This window comes from Massilia sp. UYP34, from assembly GCF_056279385.1.
Map to the genome: position 1 here is coordinate 256997 of NZ_JBWBRF010000005.1, position 16834 is coordinate 273830.

The window sequence follows — 16834 nt, forward strand, 5'->3', positions numbered from 1 at the left end:
GCGGCATTGTTCGTTCTACGCCATCGGGTTCAGTCGTTGGCGTAGATATTGTTGTCCTTGGTTTCCCGCACGAACAGCGCCCCGATGACGAAGGTGACGAGCGCGATGATGATCGGATACCACAGTCCGTAATAGATATTGCCCTTGAACGCCACCAGCGCGAAGGCCGTCGTCGGCAGCAGGCCGCCGAACCAGCCGTTGCCGATATGATACGGCAGCGACATCGAGGTATAGCGGATCCGGGTCGGGAACATCTCCACCAGCATCGCCGCGATCGGGCCGTACACCATGGTCACGTACAGCACCAGGATGAACAGGAACAGCACCAGCATCGGCTTGTTGATCTGCGTCGGATCGGCTTTTTCAGGATAACCGGCGGCCTTCAGCGCGCCGTTCACTTCGCTCTTGAGCGCCGTCTCACTGGCCAGCGACGCCTTGTCGAAGTTCAGGTTATCCGGCGTCATGACGGCGTTGAACGAACGGAACTCGGTCTCGCCGATCCTGATCGTGGCGACCGTGCCGGCTGGCGCATCGACGCGGTTGTAACTCACCGACGCCGCGGTCAGCATGCGCGTGGCGATGTCGCACGAGGACGGGAATTTCTTGGTGCCGGTGGCGTCGATCTGGAAGCTGCACGTGTTCGGGTCGGCGACCACCACCACTGGCGAGGTCTGGATCGCAGCTTCGAGCGCTGGATTGCCGTAGTGGGTGATGGCCTTGAAGATCGGAAAATAGGTGGCGGCGGCGATCACGCAGCCGCCCAGGATGATCCACTTGCGCCCGATCTTGTCCGACAGCGCGCCGAACACGATGAAGAACGGGGTCGCCAGCAGCAGGGCGATCGCGATCAGGATGTTCGCGGTGGGCTCGGCGATCTTGAGCGTCTTGGTCAGGAAGAACAGGGCGTAGAACTGGCCGGTGTACCACACCACGGCCTGGCCCATGGTCAGGCCGAGCAGGGCCAGCAGGGCGACCTTGGCGTTCTTGGGCTTGAGGAAGGCTTCGGACAATGGCGCCTTCGAGGTCTTGCCCTCGGCTTTCATCTTGGCGAAGGCCGGCGACTCGTTCATCGACAGGCGGATCCAGACCGAGATGCCGAGCAGGATCACCGAGATCAGGAAGGGAATGCGCCAGCCCCAGGCCTGGAATTCCTCTTCGCCGGTCAGGGTGCGGGTGCCCAGGATGACCAGGATCGACAGGAACAGGCCGATCGTGGCCGTGGTCTGGATGAAGGATGTGAACAGGCCGCGCTTGCCGTGCGGCGCGTGCTCGGCCACGTAGGTGGCGGCGCCGCCGTATTCGCCGCCCAGCGCCAGGCCCTGCAGGATACGCAGCGTGACCAGGATGATCGGCGCCGCGATGCCGATCTGGGCGTAGCTCGGCAGGATGCCGACCAGGAAGGTCGAGGCGCCCATCAGCAGGATGGTCACCAGGAACGTGTACTTACGCCCGATCATGTCGCCCAGGCGGCCAAACACCAGCGCGCCGAACGGGCGCACGATGAAGCCGGCGGCAAAGGCCAATAACGCGAAGATGAAGGTGGTGTTGGGGTCGCCGATGAAGAACTGCTTGGCGATGATGGTAGCGAGCGAGCCGTACAGATAGAAGTCATACCATTCGAACACGGTGCCCAGGGAAGAGGCGGCGATGACCTTGCGTTCTTCCTTGGTGAGTCCGGTGGAGGTCGGTGCAGCTTGTCCTCCGACAGTATTGCCGGGTGTGATAGCCATAGATGTCTCCGTCATTAATTTTTTGTAACCGGAAATGCTGATTGTTGGTCAGCTGACATGACTGTGCGCCCGAAACCTTACGCGAATCTTGCATCCACCTTACGCACAGCTTACGGATCGCCTGGGGTATCCCGCTTTTTTGTGTCGGACTACATCCCGTGGGGGAAAGAATCGTCCTATCCCGTTGCATATGGATTTGATATTTCGTCCCGAACGGCCACGCTGTCGCTATGCTATCCTCGACCGGCTTTCCGGCACGGCAAGTGCCGGGAGGGCATTCACCCACCATGCATAGACAGGAACAGGAATGATCAAGCACATCGTGATGTGGAAGTTGAAAGAGCAGGCGGAAGGCGCGGACCGCGCGACCAATGCGCGCGAGATGAAGCGCCGGCTGGACGCGTGCGCGGCGGTCGTGCCGGGCATCCTGGCCTTCGAGGTGACCCTGGCCCAGCCCGGCCTCGAGGCGACCTATGACGTGGTGCTGTATTCGGAATTCGCCGACCGCGCCGCGCTCGAGGCTTACGCCAAGCATCCGACCCACCAGGCCGTCGTGCCCTTCATCGGCGCCATCCGTGAAGCGCGCCAGTGCATGGACTACGAGGTCTGAGCAACGCCGCTTTCCGCTAACGACCACCGGGAGACCCCATGCGCACCACCCAGGAACTGTTTTCACTGAAGGGCAAGACCGCCATCGTGACCGGCGGCTCGCGCGGGCTCGGCCTGCAGATGGCGCAGGCGCTCGGCGAGCAGGGCGCGCGCCTGGTGATCGCGTCGCGCAAGCAGGAAGAGCTCGATGCAGCCGTTGCCCAACTGCAGGCGCTCGGCATCGAGGCCAGCAGCTTCGCGGGGGACCTGTCCGACCCGGGCCAGGCGCAGGCGCTGGTCGAGGCCGCGATCGCGCGCCTCGGGCAGGTCGACATCCTGGTCAACAACGCGGGCGCCACCTGGGGCGCGCCGGCCGAGGACTTTCCGCTCGAGGCCTGGGACAAGGTGATGAACCTGAACGTGCGCGCGATCTTCCTGGTGTCGCAGGCGGTCGGCAAGCTGTCGATGATTCCGCGCCGTTACGGCCGCATCGTCAATATCTCGTCGATTGCCGGCCTGGCCGGCAACCCGCCCGATGCGATGCAGACGCTGGCGTACAACACGTCCAAGGGCGCGGTGGTAAATTTCACCCGGACGCTTGCTGGCGAGTGGGGGCGCTACGGCATCACGGTCAATTCGATCGCGCCGGGCTTCTTTCCATCGAAAATGACGAAGGGCGTGCTTGCTGCCTACGGCGCCGACGGCTTGGCGGCCGCGGCGCCGCTCAAGCGCCTGGGCGACGACGAAGACCTGAAGGGCGCCGTGGTGCTGTTCGCCTCGGATGCCGGCAAGCACATCACCGGCCAGGTGCTGGCGGTGGATGGCGGGGTGACGGCGGTGTGACCGCGGTCTGGTTTGACGAGAGGGAGGGGTGGAGATGGACGAGTTTCACGGAAAGGTTGCGGCCATTACCGGCGCCGCCAGCGGCCTGGGGCGCGAGTTCGCGAACCTGGCCGCTGGCCTTGGCATGAAGCTGGTGCTGGCCGACGTCCAGCCCAAGGCCCTCGAAAAGGCGGCCGATGAACTGGCGAAGCGCACCGAGGTGCTGGCCATGGTGTGCGACGTGCGCAAAGGCCAGCACGTGCAGGAACTGGCCGATTCGGCGATGGCGCGGTTCGGTGCGGTGCACCTGGTGTTCAACAACGCCGGCGTCGGCGCGGGCGGCCTGGTGTGGGAAAATTCCGAGGAAGACTGGGAATGGGTACTGGGCGTGAACCTGTGGGGCGTGATCCACGGCGTGCGCGTGTTCACCCGCACGATGCTCGAGTGCGCAGCGCAGGATCCGGGTTACCGCGGCTGGATCGTCAACACCGCCTCGATGGCGGGTCTACTCAATTCGCCGGCGCTGGGCGTCTACAACGTATCCAAGCATGCGGTGGTGTCGCTCACCGAGACTCTGTACCACGACCTCAAGCTGGTCGATGCGCCGATCGGCGCCTCGGTGCTGTGCCCGTATTTCATCCCGACCGCGATCGCGCAATCGCACCGCCACCGGCCGGACGAATTGCGCACCGACGAAATCATGACCGCGAGCCAGATGGCGGCGCAGGCGCTCACCGAAAAGGCGGTAGGTTCCGGCAAGGTGTCGGCGGCGGACGTGGCGCGGCTGACGTTCGAGGCGATCCGCGAGGGGCGGTTCTACGTGTTCTCGCACCCGCAGGCGCTGGGCGCGGTGGCCGAGCGCATGGACGCTTTGGTGCATGCGCGCCAGCCGGCGGATCCGTATGCGGCGACGCCGCATCTGAAGGAAATTTTGAAGGCGGGGATGAAAGGGCGACGCTGACGTTCACGGGGACGATTCTGTGCCGATGCGCCGGCTGGCTTGGGTTCCCGCCTTCGCGGGAACGACGTGCTGGCGCTAACGATCCTGCTCAACGTTGCCACGTGCCCCGAAACGTCGTTCCCGCGAAGGCGGGAACCCAAGTTCGTTCGCGTCATCGCGACGCCAAATTTTGAAGGCGGGATGAAAGGGCGACGCTGACGTTCACGGGGATGATATGCGCCGATGCGCAGGCTGGCTTGGGTTCCCGCCTGCGCGGGAACGACGTGCTGGCGCTGACGATCCTGTTCAACGTAGCCACGTGCCCCGAAACGTCGTTCCCGCGCAGGCGGGAACCCAGGTTCGTTCGCGTCATCGCGACGACGAATCACGCCGCAGCCACGACCCCCGGCTGCACCACCCGCTCATGCAGCTCCGGCGCCGCATCGTGATACAGCTTGACCACGGTCGAGGTGCGCGTGCCGTATTCGGGCGACTCGATGCATACCGGCGACAGCATGCGCTCCATCTCGATCGGCACGCCGGTCTCGGGCAGCCGCACGTCCGGCGCGGGCGTGGTGTCGGCCAGCATCTCGAAGTAGGCATCCTCGGGCGCGCCCTGGCACAAGAGGCTCGCGAACTGCGCCTTGGTGCGCAGCACCTTGGGCCAGGGCGTGTCCAGCAGGCCGTTCGAGATGCCGTAGATGCGGCCCCGTGGCAATGGCTGGCCGTTGTGCGGGTCGGTCTTGCCGCGGTTCGAGTACCAGTACAGCGACTCGCGGTCGCCCAGCACCAGGTTGTAGCCGTTGTACAGGTCGGGGCGCGCCGCCAGTTCGGCCACGTAGGCCGCCGCATCGAGCTCGCCGCGCAGGTAGTCGGCCACCAGCGCGCCGCGCGACGGGGCGTCGGTGCGGCGTTCTTCGGGGCCCCGGATATTGGTCAGCGCCGCGAAGCGCGGGCCGTTGGGGCCGGTGAGCGACACGCCCATCCAGCTGCCGCCGCCCTGCAGGTCGCGCCCCGCGATCACGTGCGGCGCATGCGGCCAGGGACCGGCCGGCGTGGCGGGGCGGTCATAGAATTCGTCGCGGTTGGCCGCAGCGATGACGGGCACGCCGGGAACGACGTGCCAGGCGAAGACGATCAGGCACATGGCGGCAGGTCCGTGAAAATTTCAAGGCGGCGCGGCCCGGCGAGCAGGGCGTCGATGCCGGCCTCGCCGACCGCCCGCGCCAGCACCTCGTCGAAGTCCTCCGTCACGCCCGGATAGATTTCCATCCAGGTCTGCAGGCCGTCCTTGTCTTCGGGGCGGCGCTTGAGCGCGACCCGCACGCCGGCGTCCAGCTCCAGGCGGCGGGCCATGGCGTGCACCAGCGGCGCCAGCCGGGAGGCATCGACGCTGCGCACCTTGTAGTAGACGTAGAAGTCGACCATCGCTAGTCGTCGATCGCGTCGAGGCTGTAGGGCATGGGCAGGAAACGCAGCGGCGCGCCGGCGGCCGAACCCAGGCGCACCTCTTCTCCCAGCGCCGCCAGCTTGATCTCGACCAGCGCATCGGCGCCGCCACGGCCGTTTGGCGCGGCGTTGACCACCATGCCGCAGGGTTGGTCCGGGTCCGCGGTGGAGAAGACCTCGTCGCCGGCACGCGCCGTGGCATCGTCGATGCCGGCCAGCGTGGTGCGGCGCTTGATCTTGCCCAGGTATTTGGTGCGCGCGACGATTTCCTGGCCCGGATAGCAGCCTTTCTTGAAATTGACGCCGCCCAGCAGTTCGAGGTTGATCATCTGGGGCACGAACTGTTCCTGCGTCGCGGCGTCCACCTGCGGCTCGCCGGCGTGGATGGCGGCCAGGCGCCAGGCCTGGTTGCCGCCCAGGGCGAGCTCCTGTTTCAGTATCGGCAGGGCGGCGCTCGCCGCCTCGTTTGACGCGAGCCACAGGTAGCGCGGCGCGCCGAAGGCGTCGTGCAGGCGCAGCACGGTGCCGAACGCGCCGCTGGTCTTGCCCATCGGCGCGCCGGGTAGCGCATTTACGAAGCGGCCGAGTGCCGCCTGCGCCCTGGCGCCGCCAAGGCCGAGCACGGCCGCGAACGGCGCTGCGTCGGTGGCATCGACCAGCTTGGCTTTGCTGCGCAGCACAAACATCGACAGGCGTTTTTGCAGCGGCGCCTGGATCGCGCGCGGCAGCTGCAAATAGATGGTATCAAGGCCGGCGTCAGGGTCGCGCCACATCAGCAGGCTGGCCTGCAGGCGGCCTTTCGGCGTGCAGAATCCGGCGAAACGGGCTTCGGTTTGCTGCAGGTGCTCGACGTCGTTAGTGAGTTGCGCATGCAGGAATTTCGCGGCTTCTTCACCGGCGACGGCGATCAGGCCCTGGTCGCTGACGGCGGCGACAAAACCCGCCGCGAGCGTGTCAATATCGAGGGGCGCGCCGAAGTCCTCGACCTGGGTGGCTCCGTCGGGATGGAAGCGTGCGCCGTATGTGGCGAGGTGATCAGTCCAGTTACTCATGAAAATCCGAAATATTTTGGCAATTAGGCTTTATCATTACGGCCTCATTATAGAGTTGTCGGGGAAATCGCGCCGGGAGCGCCGCAAACTGCACCTGCCGCCGCGCTGAATCCGCACACACCACATGGCATTCATAAAAAAATTACTCGTAACCGGCGTCGTGGTGACGCTGGCAGCCGCAGGCGGATTCTCCTGGTGGACCAAGCACGCGCTCACCACGGGCGGCGAGCCGATCGAATTCACGATCGATGCCGGCAGCGGCGTCGCAGCGAGCGCGCAGCAGATGGTGGCGGCCGGCGTGCCGATCAATCCCACCCTGTTCGTGCTGCTGGCACGCCTGACGGGCGACGCCGCCCGCATCAAGGCCGGCAGCTATGAACTCAAGCCCGATACCAGCCCGCGCCGCCTGCTGACCCAGTTGGTGCGCGGCGAGTTCGCGCAAGAAGCGATCACCATCATCGAAGGCTGGACCTTCCGCCAGATGCGCGAGGCGATCGGTTCGCACAACCGCCTCAGGCACGACACGGTCAAGCTCTCCGACCAGGCATTGATGAGCAAGATCTCGACCGAGTTCAAGGATCCGGAAGGCCTGTTCTTCCCAGACACTTATTTGTTCGCCAAGGGCTCGTCGGAAATCGAGATCTACCGCCGCGCGCACCAGGCCATGCTCGACCACCTGAACGCGGCCTGGGAAAAGCGCAACAAGGACCTGCCGTACAAGACGCCGTACGAAGCCCTGATCATGGCCTCGATCGTCGAGAAGGAGACGGGCCAGAAGAGCGAACGGAACATGATCGCCGGCGTGTTCGTCAACCGCCTGCGCACCGGCATGCTGCTGCAGACCGATCCGACCGTGATCTACGGGATGGGCCAGGCCTATGCGGGCCAGATCCGTAAAAAAGACCTGCTGACCGATACCCCTTACAATACCTATACGCGCGGCGGGCTGCCGCCGACGCCGATCGCGTTGCCTGGTTTGCAGTCTCTGCACGCGGCGCTCGCGCCGGCCGAGACCCCGGCGCTGTATTTCGTGGCGCGCGGCGACGGCACCAGCCACTTCTCGAACAATTTGCTGGATCATAACCGGGCGGTCAACCGTTTCCAGCGCGGCATCACCAACGGGCCACTCACCGAGTCCCACTAATAGAATCAAGGCAGCGCATGCAGGGCAAGTTCATTACCTTCGAAGGCATCGATGGGGCCGGGAAATCGACCCACATCGGCTTCGTCACCGATTACCTGGCATCGCGCGGCAAGCAGATCGTCTCGTCGCGCGAACCGGGCGGCACGCCGCTGGGCGAAAAGCTGCGCGACTTGCTGTTGCATGAAAAAATGCACCTGGAAACCGAGGCGCTGCTGATGTTCGCCAGCCGGCGCGAACACATCGCGCAAGTCATCGCCCCCAGCCTGGCCGCGGGCAAATGGGTGCTGTCGGACCGCTTCACCGACGCCAGCTTCGCCTACCAGAGCGGCGGCCGCGGCCTGCCGCGCGCCAAGATGGAAGCGCTGGAAGCCTGGGTGCATCCCGAGCTCCAGCCCGACCTGACCTTGCTGTTCGACGTGCCGCTCGAGGTGGCGCGCCAGCGCCTGGACGCGACCCGCACGCTGGACAAGTTCGAACGCGAAGAGGCCGACTTCTTCGCCAAGTGCCGCGCCGAATACCTGCGCCGCGCGGCGCAGTTCCCCGCGCGTTTCGTGGTGGTCGATTCGACCCGCAGCATTGCCGATATCCAGGCCAGCCTGGCCCACGTTCTGGAGAAATTGCTGTGACGATGTACCCGTGGCACGGGGCCGCCTGGTCCCAGCTGCAGCAGATGCGCGCGCGCATGCCGCACGCGATCCTGTTCCATGGCCCGGCCGGCACCGGCAAGGCCGACTTCATCGAAGCCTTTGCCCAGGCGCTGCTGTGCGAGAACCCGCGGCCCGACGGCCATGCCTGCGACGCTTGCGCGTCGTGCGGCTGGTTCGTCCAGCACAATCACCCGGATTACCGCCGCGTGCGGCCCGAGGCGTTCGAAGACGACTTGCCGGAGGGCGGCGAGGACGGCGAAACGGGCGCCAAGTCGAAATCGACCAGGGCGCCGTCGAAAGAGATCAAGATCGAGCAGATCCGCAATCTGGCGGATTTCATGAACATCTCGACCCACCGCCAGGGCTTGCGGGTGGTGGTGCTGTATCCGGCCGAGGCGCTGAACATGCCGGCGTCGAACGCGCTGCTCAAGACGCTCGAAGAACCGCCGCCCGGCACCGTGTTCCTGCTCTCGTCCAACAGCCTGGATCGCCTGCTGCCGACGATCCTGTCGCGCTGCCGCAAGTTCGCGCTGCCGATGCCGTCGCACGACGACGCCCTGGGCTGGCTCAACGAGCAGGGTGTGCCGGACGCCGAGAGCTGGCTGCGCGAGCAGGGCGGCGCGCCGCTGGCGGCCCTGGCCGAATCGAACAGCGGCAGCCGCGACGACATGGAGGCGCTGCTGCAATTCCTGGCGCGGCCGGCGCCGGATGCGGCGCTGCGCGCCGCCGAGAAGCTGGCCAAGGCGGAACTGCCGGCCCTGGTGGCCTGGACCCAGCGCTGGCTGTACGATGTGTTTTCGTACAAATTGTCGGGCAAACTCCGCTACTATCCGCGCTACCAGAAGGAGGTGGCGGCGCTGGCCGGCCGCGTCCAGACGCAGGGGCTGCTGCGCGTCGTCAAGGCCGTGAACGAGCGGCGGGCTGTGGCGGATCATCCTTTGTCGGCAAAATTGTTTGTCGAAGATATGCTGCTTGAGTACACTGCTTGCTGCACATGAAAGGACCACGATGAGCGTCACCCAGCCAGAGACGAACCCAGCCCAGGCCCCGCGGCCGTCGGTGCTGTCGCTGGCGATCAAGGAAAAGGCGGCGCTGTACGCGGCCTACATGCCGTTTCTGAAAAACGGCGGCATGTTCGTGCCGACCAACAAACCTTACAAGATCGGCGACGAGATCTACCTGATCCTGGCGCTGATGGACGACCCGAACAAATACCCGATCGCCGGCACCGTGGCCTGGATCACCCCGAGCGGCGCCAATAACAACAAGGCGCAAGGCATCGGCGTGCATTTCCCGGCCGACGAGGCCGGGCAGCGCGCCAAGGCCCGCATCGAGGAAATCCTCGGCGCGGCGTTGCGGTCTTCGCGCGCAACCCATACCCTGTAACTTCACTATCGTTTCATGCCATCCTACGTCCATCGCCTGGCCCGACGCGACGACCTGCCGGTCATCGTCGACATCTACAACTCCACCGTCGCCTCGCGCGAAGTCACCGCCGACACCGAACCGGTCTCCGTCGCCTCGCGCGAAGCCTGGTTCGACGACCACACGCCGGATCGGCGCCCGCTGTGGGTGATCCACGATGCCGACGACCAGAGCGCGCATCCCGAGGTACTGGGCTGGCTGTCGTATTCGAACTTCTACGGCCGTCCGGCGTATTCGGGCACGGCCGAAGTGTCGATCTACATCGCAGAAAGCGCGCGCGGCAAGGGATTGGGCCGCTATTGCCTGGAGCTGGCGATCGCCTTCGCGCCCCAGGTCAACGTGCATACCCTGCTGGGTTTCATTTTCGGCCACAACCAGCCGAGCCTGGCGCTGTTCCGCAAGTACGGCTTCGAGACCTGGGCCAATTTTCCGCGCGTGGCCAATCTCGACGGGATCGAGCGCGACCTGGTCATTCTCGGCAAGCGCGTCGCAGACTGACGGAGGCTGAGGCAGCTGTTATAATTTTTTAACATTTGCCGAGTGATTCCCGTGCGCCGGATCGTCCACATCCTCCTGCTGCTTTGCCTGCCCCTGTATGGTTTCGCCATGCAGGGCGGCTTGCCGCCCGTTGCAGGCGCGGTCTCGCTCGCGCACGCGCTGGAGCACGACCAGGGCATACCCCATCACCATCACGAGGACGACGGCAGCGTTCACTACGACGCGCCGGATGCAACCCTCGACCACGCGCACGAACATTCCTCGCCGTTACAACCGGTAGGCGTCGGTTTCCCGCGCCTGGTGCTCCCGGTGGAACCGCCCGTCTCCGAGCCGGGGCCCTATATCGCCCACGCGGTCCCCGAACCGTTCCTCGACGGGCCACACCGGCCTCCCGCTGTCTCCCTCGGCCACGCTGCCGGGGGATCGCTGCACGCATAATCGACAGATCGAGGCGCAACGCAACTTGCGCCGACGTGCTCGCCCTCGGTGATCTTGAACGTCATCCGATGGAGCACACATGCGCACCTGCCGCCTGTCCCTTTACCTTGTCGGCGCCGCCCTCGGCCTGTCATGCCAGGTCATCGCCGCGCCCGCGGCGCCGGCCGCACCCGGCGCCACCTTACAACTCGCCGTCGAGCGCGCGTGGCAGCGCGCGCCCGCCGCCCGCACGCTGGACGCCCGCCAGGCCGAAGCCGCCGCGGCGCGCGACATCGCCGCTTCGTGGCTTGCCGCCAGCCCGACGCTCGGCCTGTCGCGGCGTGCGGACCAGGGGTCGCTTGACCGCGACCAGCGCGAATCCGAGATCTCGGTGTCGTCATCGTTCTACCTGCCGGGCCAGAAGAGCGCCCGCGAAGCGCTGGCCGCGCGCAGCCTGGAAGAAGTCGCGGCCCATCTCGGCGCCACGCGCCTTGTGGTTGCCGGCCTGGTACGCGCGCGCATGTGGGAAGCGGCCGCCGCCCGGGTCGCCCTGGAGGAGAAGCAGGATCACCTGGTGCATCTCGAAGAACTCCTTGACGAGGTGCAGCAACGGGTCGCGGCCGGCGACCTGGCGCGCAGCGACGGGCTGCTCGCCCAGCAGGAAGTCCTCGCGGCCCGGATCGACGTCGGCGCGGCCCGCACCGCGGCGAGCGAGGCGCTGGCGCGCTATCGCGTCCTGACCGGCCTGTCCGACCTGCCCCCGCTCGACCCCGAGCCGCTCGCCGAACGCGCGGTCGCGGCCAATCCGCGCCTGGCGGCGGCGCAGGCTTCCGAGTTGCGCGCGCAGGCGGCGCTGCGCCTTGCCGCGGCATCGCGCTCGGCGCCGCCGACCATTGCCGTGGCGGTTCGCCGGGAGGAAGAAAGGCTGCTGCGACGGCCCGCCGACAGCATCGGCGTCGCCCTGCAGATCCCGCTCGGCAGCGCCGCACGCAACCGGCCGGCCGAAGCCCAGGCCCACACCGTGATCGCGACCGCCGCCGCCGAGGCGGCCGAGGCCCAGGCCAATGCCGAGGCCGACGTCGAGGTCGCCAGGGAACGGCTGGCGCATGCGCGCGCCGCGCTGGAAAACGCCACGGCGCGCGCCAGCGCGCTGCGCGAGCACACCGCGCTGTTCGACAAAGCCTTCCGCCATGGTGAAAAAGGCCTTGCCGAGCTGCTCCGTTCACGCGCACTCGGCCACGAGGCCGAGGTCGCCGTCGCACGGCAACAAGTCGCGCTCGGGTTCGCGCATGCCCAACTCAATCAAGCCTTGGGAATCCTTCCATGAAATATCTGCACCTGTTATTGACCGCCATGCTGCTCATGTCGTCGGCGTTCGCCGGCCCCGGAGCCCACGGACCCGACGGCGAACACCTCGACGGCCCGGCGAGCGCCGGCGGCGCCGCATCGTCCGCCCCCAGCGTCGAAACCTTCACGGAAGCGTTCGAACTGGTCGGCCATCTATCCGGCGGCGAACTGTCGATCATGATCGACCGCTATGAAACGAACGAGCCGGTGCTGGGCGCCGTCCTCGAGGTCCAGTACCGGGACTTGACGGCGCAGGCCACGTTCCACCCCGACCTGGGCGACTACGCGATCGACGACCCGAAGCTGGTGGCCGCCATCTCCGCGCCGGGCGCCCATGCGCTGCTGTTCACCCTGGTCGCAGGTGAGGAAAGCGATCTGCTCGAGGGCACGCTCACGGTCACCGAAGCGCTTGATGACCACGGACACGGGCACGGGTTCGAGCGCCGCTGGCTGCTGGCCGGGACTGTAGCGCTTGTCCTGGCTGCTGCCGCAATGGTCGTTGTACGACGCCGCCGCCACGCGAAGGAAATCTGACATGACCATCACACAACGCATGATCGCCGGCCTGAGCGCCGGCCTGTTCGCAACGTTCGTGCTGGCCGCGCCCGGCGCGCATGGCCCGAACGGCGAGCATTTGGACGGCCAGTCCACGGCCAGCGCCGGTGGACTGGCGCGACTGCCCGATGGCAGCGTCAACGTTCCCAAGCTGGCGCAGCGCCGCATGGGCGTGCGCACCCTGATGGTCAAGGAGGGGGAATATGCGCGCACCGTGCAATTGAACGGGCGCGCAGGCATCGACCCGAATGCGGGCGGACGGGTGCAGGCGCCGTTCGCGGGCCAGATCGCGCCGGGTCCGAATGGCTTGCCGGTTGCCGGACAGCGCGTCGTCAAGGGCCAGATGCTGGCGCGCCTGCAGCCGGTGGGCGGCGCGATCGAGCGGGGCAACCAGGCCGCGCAACTGGCCGCGCTGCGCGCCAACCGCGCCCTGCTGGAAAAGCGCGTGGAGCGCCTGACATCGCTCGAAGGCGTGGTGCCGGCCAGGGAAATCGAAGCCGCCCGGGCCGAACTGGCCGCGACCGTCGGCCAGGAACGCGCGGTGGCCCGTTCGATCGGCGGCGCCGAGGCGATCGTGGCCCCTGCGGGTGGCGTGATCGCCAGCGCAGCGGTGCTGAACGGCCAGATCGTCGAATCGCGCGACGTGCTGTTTGAGATCGTCGATCCGCAGCGCATGGTGATCGAGGCCATGTCGCCCGATGTGGCGATCGCGCGCAAGATCCGCGCCGCCACGCTCGCCGGCATGCCGGATGTCGAGCTGACCCTGCTGGGCGGCGCGCGCGCGCTGCGTGCCGGCGCAGTGCCGATCAATTTCCGTGCGCGCGGCACGGCGCTCGACCTGGCCGTGGGCCAGCCGGTGACGGTGCTGGCCAGGCTCGATACGACGGTCAAGGGCATTGCCTTGCCGGCCGCGGCGCTGGCGCGCAACCCGGCCAATGAGACGGTGGTCTGGATCAAGTCCGGCGCACAGCGTTTCATCGCCCTGCCGGTGGAGGCGACCGCGCTCGACGCGCGCACTGTCGTCGTCACCAAGGGGCTCAGCCCCGATAACCGGGTGGTGGTCACGGGGACCTCCCTGATCAACCAGATTAGGTGACCATCCATGTTTGATTCAATCGTTCGCTTCAGCCTGCGCAACCGCCTGTTCGTCCTGGCGGCGGCGGCGATGCTGATGGTTTACGGCGCCATGACCGCATGGCGTACCCCGGTGGATGTGTTCCCCGATCTGAACAAGCCGGTCGTCACCGTGCTGACCGAAGCCGGCGGCATGGCCCCGGAAGAGGTCGAGCAGCTGGTGTCCTTCCCGATCGAGACGTCGCTCAACGGCATGCCCGGCGTCACGCGCGTCCGTTCGGTGTCGGGTGTCGGCCTGTCCATCGTGTACGCCGAGTTCGACTGGGGAACCGATATCTACCGCAACCGGCAGCTGGTATCCGAGCGGATCACGCTGGTCAAGGAGCAGCTGCCCGGGAATATTTCGCCGGTCATGGGGCCGGTGTCGTCGATCATGGGCGAGATCATGCTGATCGCCTTGCCGATCGATGTCGCCAGGACCGATCCGATGAAGGCGCGCGAGTATGCCGATTTCGTCTTGCGGCCGCGCCTGCTCTCGATTCCGGGCGTGTCGCAGGTCATCCCGATCGGCGGCGACGTGCGCCAGCTGCGCGTCGAGCCGGATACGGCGCGCATGGCGCAATTCAATGTATCGCTGGAGCAGGTGACGACGGCGCTGCGCGGCTTTGCCTCCAACACCAGTGGCGGCTTCGTCGACCTGAACAACCGCGAATACCTGATCCGCAACCTGGGCCGGACCAACCGCCTGGACGACGTCAAGGGCCTGGCGGTCGCCTATCGCGATGGCGCGCCGGTGCTGCTCGAACAGGTGGCCGGCGTGCGCTACGCGCCCGCCTTCAAGCGCGGCGACGCCGGCCTGAACGGCAAGCCGGCCGTGATCGTCAGCGTGCAGAAGCAACCCGCCGCCGACACCGTGCGCCTGACGCGCGACATCGAGACCGCGCTGGCGGAGCTGAAACAAGGTCTTCCGGCCGGCATCTCGAAGCCGGTGGTCCTGTTCCGCCAGGCGAATTTCATCGACGCTTCCATCGGCAACGTGGTCGAGGCCCTGCGCGACGGCGCGATCCTGGTCGCGATCATCCTGTTCGCCTTCCTGCTCAGCGCGCGCACGACCCTGATCTCGCTGGTCGCCATTCCGCTGTCGCTGGCCATGACGGCGCTGGCCTTCCACCTGCTCGGCCAGTCGATCAACGTGATGACGCTGGGCGGGCTGGCCATCGCGATCGGCGAACTGGTCGATGATGCCGTGGTGGACGTGGAGAACATCGTGCGCCGCCTCAAGCAGCGCCAGGAAAGCGGCCACTCGGTGCTGGAAACCATCTGGCATGCCTCGGTCGAGGTGCGCTCGGGCATCGTCTACGCGACGGTGATCGTCGTGCTTGTGTTCGTGCCGCTGTTCGCCTTGCCCGGCATCGAGGGCCGGCTGTTTGCACCGTTGGGCATTGCCTACATCACCTCGATCCTGGCCTCGATGCTGGTGTCCATGACCGTGACCCCGGCACTGGCCTACTACCTGCTGCCGAAGATGAAGCGCCTGCACCGCGGCGACAGCCCGATCGTGCGCCGCATCAAGGCCTGGGACACGGCCGCCCTGCACTGGTCATTGCCGCGCATCCGCATGCTGCTGGCCGTGGCCCTGATCGCGGTGCTGGCGGCCGCGGCGTCCGTGCCGTTCTTCCCGCGCGCCTTCCTGCCGTCGTTTAACGAAGGCTCGCTGGTCATGGGCATGACCTTCACGCCGGGTACCTCATTGGCGGAGGCGAACCGCATGGGCTCCCTTGCCGAGACCCTGATCGCCCAAGTGCCGGAAGTAACGAAGGTCGGGCGCCGCACGGGCCGTGCCGAACTGGATGAGCACGCCGAGGGCGTGCACTCGGCAGAGATCGATGTCGATCTGAAATCGTCCGAGCGCTCGCGGGAAGAAATCATGGCGAGCATCCGCAACCAGCTGTCGGTGATTCCCGCCTCGGTCGCGATCGGCCAGCCGATCTCGCACCGCCTCGACCATCTGCTCTCCGGCGTGCGCGCCCAGGTCGCCCTGAAGATCTACGGCGACGACATCGATACGCTGCGCGGCCTGGCCGACGGCCTGCAGGGCCGCCTGCGCGCGGTGCCGGGCCTGGTCGACCTGTCGGTGGAGCGGCAGGTCCTGATCCCGCAGATCAAGGTGCGGATCGATTACCGCAAGGCGGCGCAATACGGCCTCGCGGCGGGCGATGTGCTGCAGGCGCTACAGGCCTTGGCTGAGGGCACGCGCGTCACCCAGGTCATTGACGGCGCACGGCGCTTCGATCTGGTCGTGCGTCTGGCCGACGTCGACCGCACGCCGCAGGACTTGGCACGCGTGATGCTCACCACGCCCGCGGGGCAGATTCCGCTCTCGAGCGTGGCCACTGTCGAAGAAGGCGACGGTCCCAACCAGATTGGCCGCGAGAACGGGCGCCGCCGGATTGTCGTCTACGCAAATACCGACGGTTCCAACATGTCGCGCATTATCGACGACGTGCGCAAGACGGTTGCCGCCAGCCAGCTCCCGGGCGGCTACTTCGTCAGTGTCGAAGGGCAGTTCCAGGCACAGGAACAGGCGCAGCAACTGATCGTGGGCCTGTCGCTGGGATCGCTCGTACTGATCTTCCTTGTGCTCTATTCGCGCTACCGCTCGTCGACGCTTGCGCTCGTCATCATGGGAAATATTCCGTTCGCCCTGGTCGGCAGCGTCGTCGCGATGTGGATCGCGGGCGTGTCCTTGTCGGTCGCCTCGATGGTCGGCTTCATCACGCTGGCCGGCATCGCGACACGCAACGGCATCCTCAAGGTGAGCCATTACATCAACCTCTGCAAGTTCGAGGGCGAGACGTTCGGCTGGCCCATGATCGTGCGCGGCTCGATCGAACGCCTGACGCCGGTCCTGATGACGGCGCTCGTCGCGGCCTTCGCACTGACGCCCCTGCTGTTGGCCGCGGATGCTCCGGGCAAGGAAATCCTGCATCCGGTCGCGGTCGTGATCTTCGGTGGGCTGATCAGTTCCACCTTGCTCGATTCGCTGTTGACGCCACTGATCTTCTGGAAGGTGGGACGCCGCCCGCTCGAGCGCCTGCTGGCGGAAAAAGGCGGCGACAGCTATTGATTTACATGGGCCAAGTGGC

At 66.5% G+C, this 16834-nt stretch carries 17 protein-coding genes; 13 read left to right on the plus strand and 4 right to left on the minus strand.

All coding sequences use genetic code 11. The features are described from left to right. Positions 1 to 29 precede the first annotated feature (29 nt). Positions 30 to 1745, minus strand: a complete 1716-nt coding sequence (locus tag ACZ9AQ_RS11655; RefSeq protein ID WP_429205366.1) for an MFS transporter — start codon at positions 1743 to 1745, stop codon at positions 30 to 32. Positions 1746 to 2037: 292 nt separating this feature from the next. Here ACZ9AQ_RS11655 and ACZ9AQ_RS11660 point away from each other — a divergent pair, with 292 nt between their 5' ends. Genes ACZ9AQ_RS11660 through ACZ9AQ_RS11670 form a run of 3 tightly spaced genes read left to right on the plus strand, consistent with a single transcriptional unit; the run spans position 2038 to position 4101 of the window. Then, complete coding sequence (locus ACZ9AQ_RS11660) at positions 2038 to 2340, plus strand: Dabb family protein (protein ID WP_429205365.1); 303 nt, start codon at positions 2038 to 2040, stop codon at positions 2338 to 2340. A 38-nt stretch (positions 2341 to 2378) separates the two neighbouring features. Further along, the gene (locus tag ACZ9AQ_RS11665; protein ID WP_429205363.1) at positions 2379 to 3161 is read left to right on the plus strand and encodes an SDR family oxidoreductase; all 783 of its coding nucleotides are present in this window, start codon (positions 2379 to 2381) and stop codon (positions 3159 to 3161) included. A 34-nt stretch (positions 3162 to 3195) separates the two neighbouring features. After that, positions 3196 to 4101 carry an SDR family oxidoreductase gene (locus ACZ9AQ_RS11670; RefSeq protein ID WP_429205362.1) on the plus strand — a complete coding sequence of 302 codons (906 nt, stop codon included), beginning with the start codon at positions 3196 to 3198 and terminating at the stop codon, positions 4099 to 4101. Positions 4102 to 4465: 364 nt separating this feature from the next. On the opposite strand, the gene ACZ9AQ_RS11675 is transcribed toward ACZ9AQ_RS11670, so the two are convergent. Genes ACZ9AQ_RS11675 through ygfZ form a run of 3 tightly spaced genes read right to left on the minus strand, consistent with a single transcriptional unit; the run spans position 4466 to position 6581 of the window. Beyond that, on the minus strand, positions 4466 to 5227 hold the full coding sequence (locus ACZ9AQ_RS11675; protein WP_429205361.1) for an NRDE family protein: 762 nt from the start codon (positions 5225 to 5227) through the stop codon (positions 4466 to 4468). Next, positions 5218 to 5508, minus strand: a complete 291-nt coding sequence (locus ACZ9AQ_RS11680; protein ID WP_429205360.1) for a DUF4936 family protein — start codon at positions 5506 to 5508, stop codon at positions 5218 to 5220. The genes ACZ9AQ_RS11675 and ACZ9AQ_RS11680 overlap by 10 nt, the downstream gene beginning before the upstream one ends. Before the next feature lie 2 nt (positions 5509 to 5510). Next, the gene (ygfZ, locus tag ACZ9AQ_RS11685; protein ID WP_429205359.1) at positions 5511 to 6581 is read right to left on the minus strand and encodes a CAF17-like 4Fe-4S cluster assembly/insertion protein YgfZ; all 1071 of its coding nucleotides are present in this window, start codon (positions 6579 to 6581) and stop codon (positions 5511 to 5513) included. A gap of 124 nt (positions 6582 to 6705) precedes the next feature. On the opposite strand from ygfZ, the gene mltG reads away from it, so the two are divergent. The 10 genes from mltG (at position 6706) to ACZ9AQ_RS11735 (ending at position 16815) form a co-directional block, all read left to right on the plus strand. Further along, a complete protein-coding gene (mltG, locus tag ACZ9AQ_RS11690) occupies positions 6706 to 7725 on the plus strand; it encodes an endolytic transglycosylase MltG (RefSeq protein ID WP_429205357.1) in 1020 nt (339 codons plus the stop codon). A 17-nt stretch (positions 7726 to 7742) separates the two neighbouring features. Continuing rightward, entirely contained in the window at positions 7743 to 8351 is a 609-nt protein-coding gene (gene tmk / locus ACZ9AQ_RS11695; RefSeq protein ID WP_429205355.1) for a dTMP kinase, read from the plus strand. Positions 8352 to 8353: 2 nt separating this feature from the next. Further along, complete coding sequence (locus tag ACZ9AQ_RS11700) at positions 8354 to 9370, plus strand: DNA polymerase III subunit delta' (RefSeq protein WP_429205497.1); 1017 nt, start codon at positions 8354 to 8356, stop codon at positions 9368 to 9370. Between the two features lie 10 nt (positions 9371 to 9380). Further along, positions 9381 to 9758, plus strand: coding sequence for a PilZ domain-containing protein (locus ACZ9AQ_RS11705; RefSeq protein WP_429205353.1), 378 nt, complete (start codon positions 9381 to 9383; stop codon positions 9756 to 9758). A gap of 15 nt (positions 9759 to 9773) precedes the next feature. Continuing rightward, on the plus strand, positions 9774 to 10295 hold the full coding sequence (locus ACZ9AQ_RS11710) for a GNAT family N-acetyltransferase (protein WP_429205351.1): 522 nt from the start codon (positions 9774 to 9776) through the stop codon (positions 10293 to 10295). Between the two features lie 51 nt (positions 10296 to 10346). Beyond that, positions 10347 to 10733 (plus strand): hypothetical protein, encoded by a 387-nt coding sequence (locus ACZ9AQ_RS11715; protein ID WP_429205349.1) that lies wholly within the window; start codon positions 10347 to 10349, stop codon positions 10731 to 10733. Positions 10734 to 10812: 79 nt separating this feature from the next. Continuing rightward, positions 10813 to 12039, plus strand: a complete 1227-nt coding sequence (locus ACZ9AQ_RS11720; RefSeq protein ID WP_429205347.1) for a TolC family protein — start codon at positions 10813 to 10815, stop codon at positions 12037 to 12039. Then, a complete protein-coding gene (locus ACZ9AQ_RS11725) occupies positions 12036 to 12593 on the plus strand; it encodes a hypothetical protein (RefSeq protein WP_429205345.1) in 558 nt (185 codons plus the stop codon). Before ACZ9AQ_RS11720 ends, ACZ9AQ_RS11725 begins: the two co-directional genes overlap by 4 nt. 1 nt (position 12594) lies before the next feature. Beyond that, on the plus strand, positions 12595 to 13710 hold the full coding sequence (locus tag ACZ9AQ_RS11730; protein WP_429205343.1) for an efflux RND transporter periplasmic adaptor subunit: 1116 nt from the start codon (positions 12595 to 12597) through the stop codon (positions 13708 to 13710). 6 nt (positions 13711 to 13716) lie between these two features. Beyond that, positions 13717 to 16815, plus strand: a complete 3099-nt coding sequence (locus ACZ9AQ_RS11735) for an efflux RND transporter permease subunit (protein ID WP_429205342.1) — start codon at positions 13717 to 13719, stop codon at positions 16813 to 16815. Positions 16816 to 16834: the final 19 nt, after the last annotated feature.

Bases quoted from the DNA above. Each gene is read 5' to 3' on its own strand.
- ACZ9AQ_RS11655 (WP_429205366.1), bottom strand. From the start codon at position 1,745: ATGACGGAGACATCTATGGCTATCACACCCGGCAATACTGTCGGAGGA.
- ACZ9AQ_RS11660 (WP_429205365.1), top strand. From the start codon at position 2,038: ATGATCAAGCACATCGTGATGTGGAAGTTGAAAGAGCAGGCGGAAGGC.
- ACZ9AQ_RS11665 (WP_429205363.1), top strand. From the start codon at position 2,379: ATGCGCACCACCCAGGAACTGTTTTCACTGAAGGGCAAGACCGCCATC.
- ACZ9AQ_RS11670 (WP_429205362.1), top strand. From the start codon at position 3,196: ATGGACGAGTTTCACGGAAAGGTTGCGGCCATTACCGGCGCCGCCAGC.
- ACZ9AQ_RS11675 (WP_429205361.1), bottom strand. From the start codon at position 5,227: ATGTGCCTGATCGTCTTCGCCTGGCACGTCGTTCCCGGCGTGCCCGTC.
- ACZ9AQ_RS11680 (WP_429205360.1), bottom strand. From the start codon at position 5,508: ATGGTCGACTTCTACGTCTACTACAAGGTGCGCAGCGTCGATGCCTCC.
- ygfZ (WP_429205359.1), bottom strand. From the start codon at position 6,581: ATGAGTAACTGGACTGATCACCTCGCCACATACGGCGCACGCTTCCAT.
- mltG (WP_429205357.1), top strand. From the start codon at position 6,706: ATGGCATTCATAAAAAAATTACTCGTAACCGGCGTCGTGGTGACGCTG.
- tmk (WP_429205355.1), top strand. From the start codon at position 7,743: ATGCAGGGCAAGTTCATTACCTTCGAAGGCATCGATGGGGCCGGGAAA.
- ACZ9AQ_RS11700 (WP_429205497.1), top strand. From the start codon at position 8,354: ATGTACCCGTGGCACGGGGCCGCCTGGTCCCAGCTGCAGCAGATGCGC.
- ACZ9AQ_RS11705 (WP_429205353.1), top strand. From the start codon at position 9,381: ATGAGCGTCACCCAGCCAGAGACGAACCCAGCCCAGGCCCCGCGGCCG.
- ACZ9AQ_RS11710 (WP_429205351.1), top strand. From the start codon at position 9,774: ATGCCATCCTACGTCCATCGCCTGGCCCGACGCGACGACCTGCCGGTC.
- ACZ9AQ_RS11720 (WP_429205347.1), top strand. From the start codon at position 10,813: ATGCGCACCTGCCGCCTGTCCCTTTACCTTGTCGGCGCCGCCCTCGGC.
- ACZ9AQ_RS11725 (WP_429205345.1), top strand. From the start codon at position 12,036: ATGAAATATCTGCACCTGTTATTGACCGCCATGCTGCTCATGTCGTCG.
- ACZ9AQ_RS11730 (WP_429205343.1), top strand. From the start codon at position 12,595: ATGACCATCACACAACGCATGATCGCCGGCCTGAGCGCCGGCCTGTTC.
- ACZ9AQ_RS11735 (WP_429205342.1), top strand. From the start codon at position 13,717: ATGTTTGATTCAATCGTTCGCTTCAGCCTGCGCAACCGCCTGTTCGTC.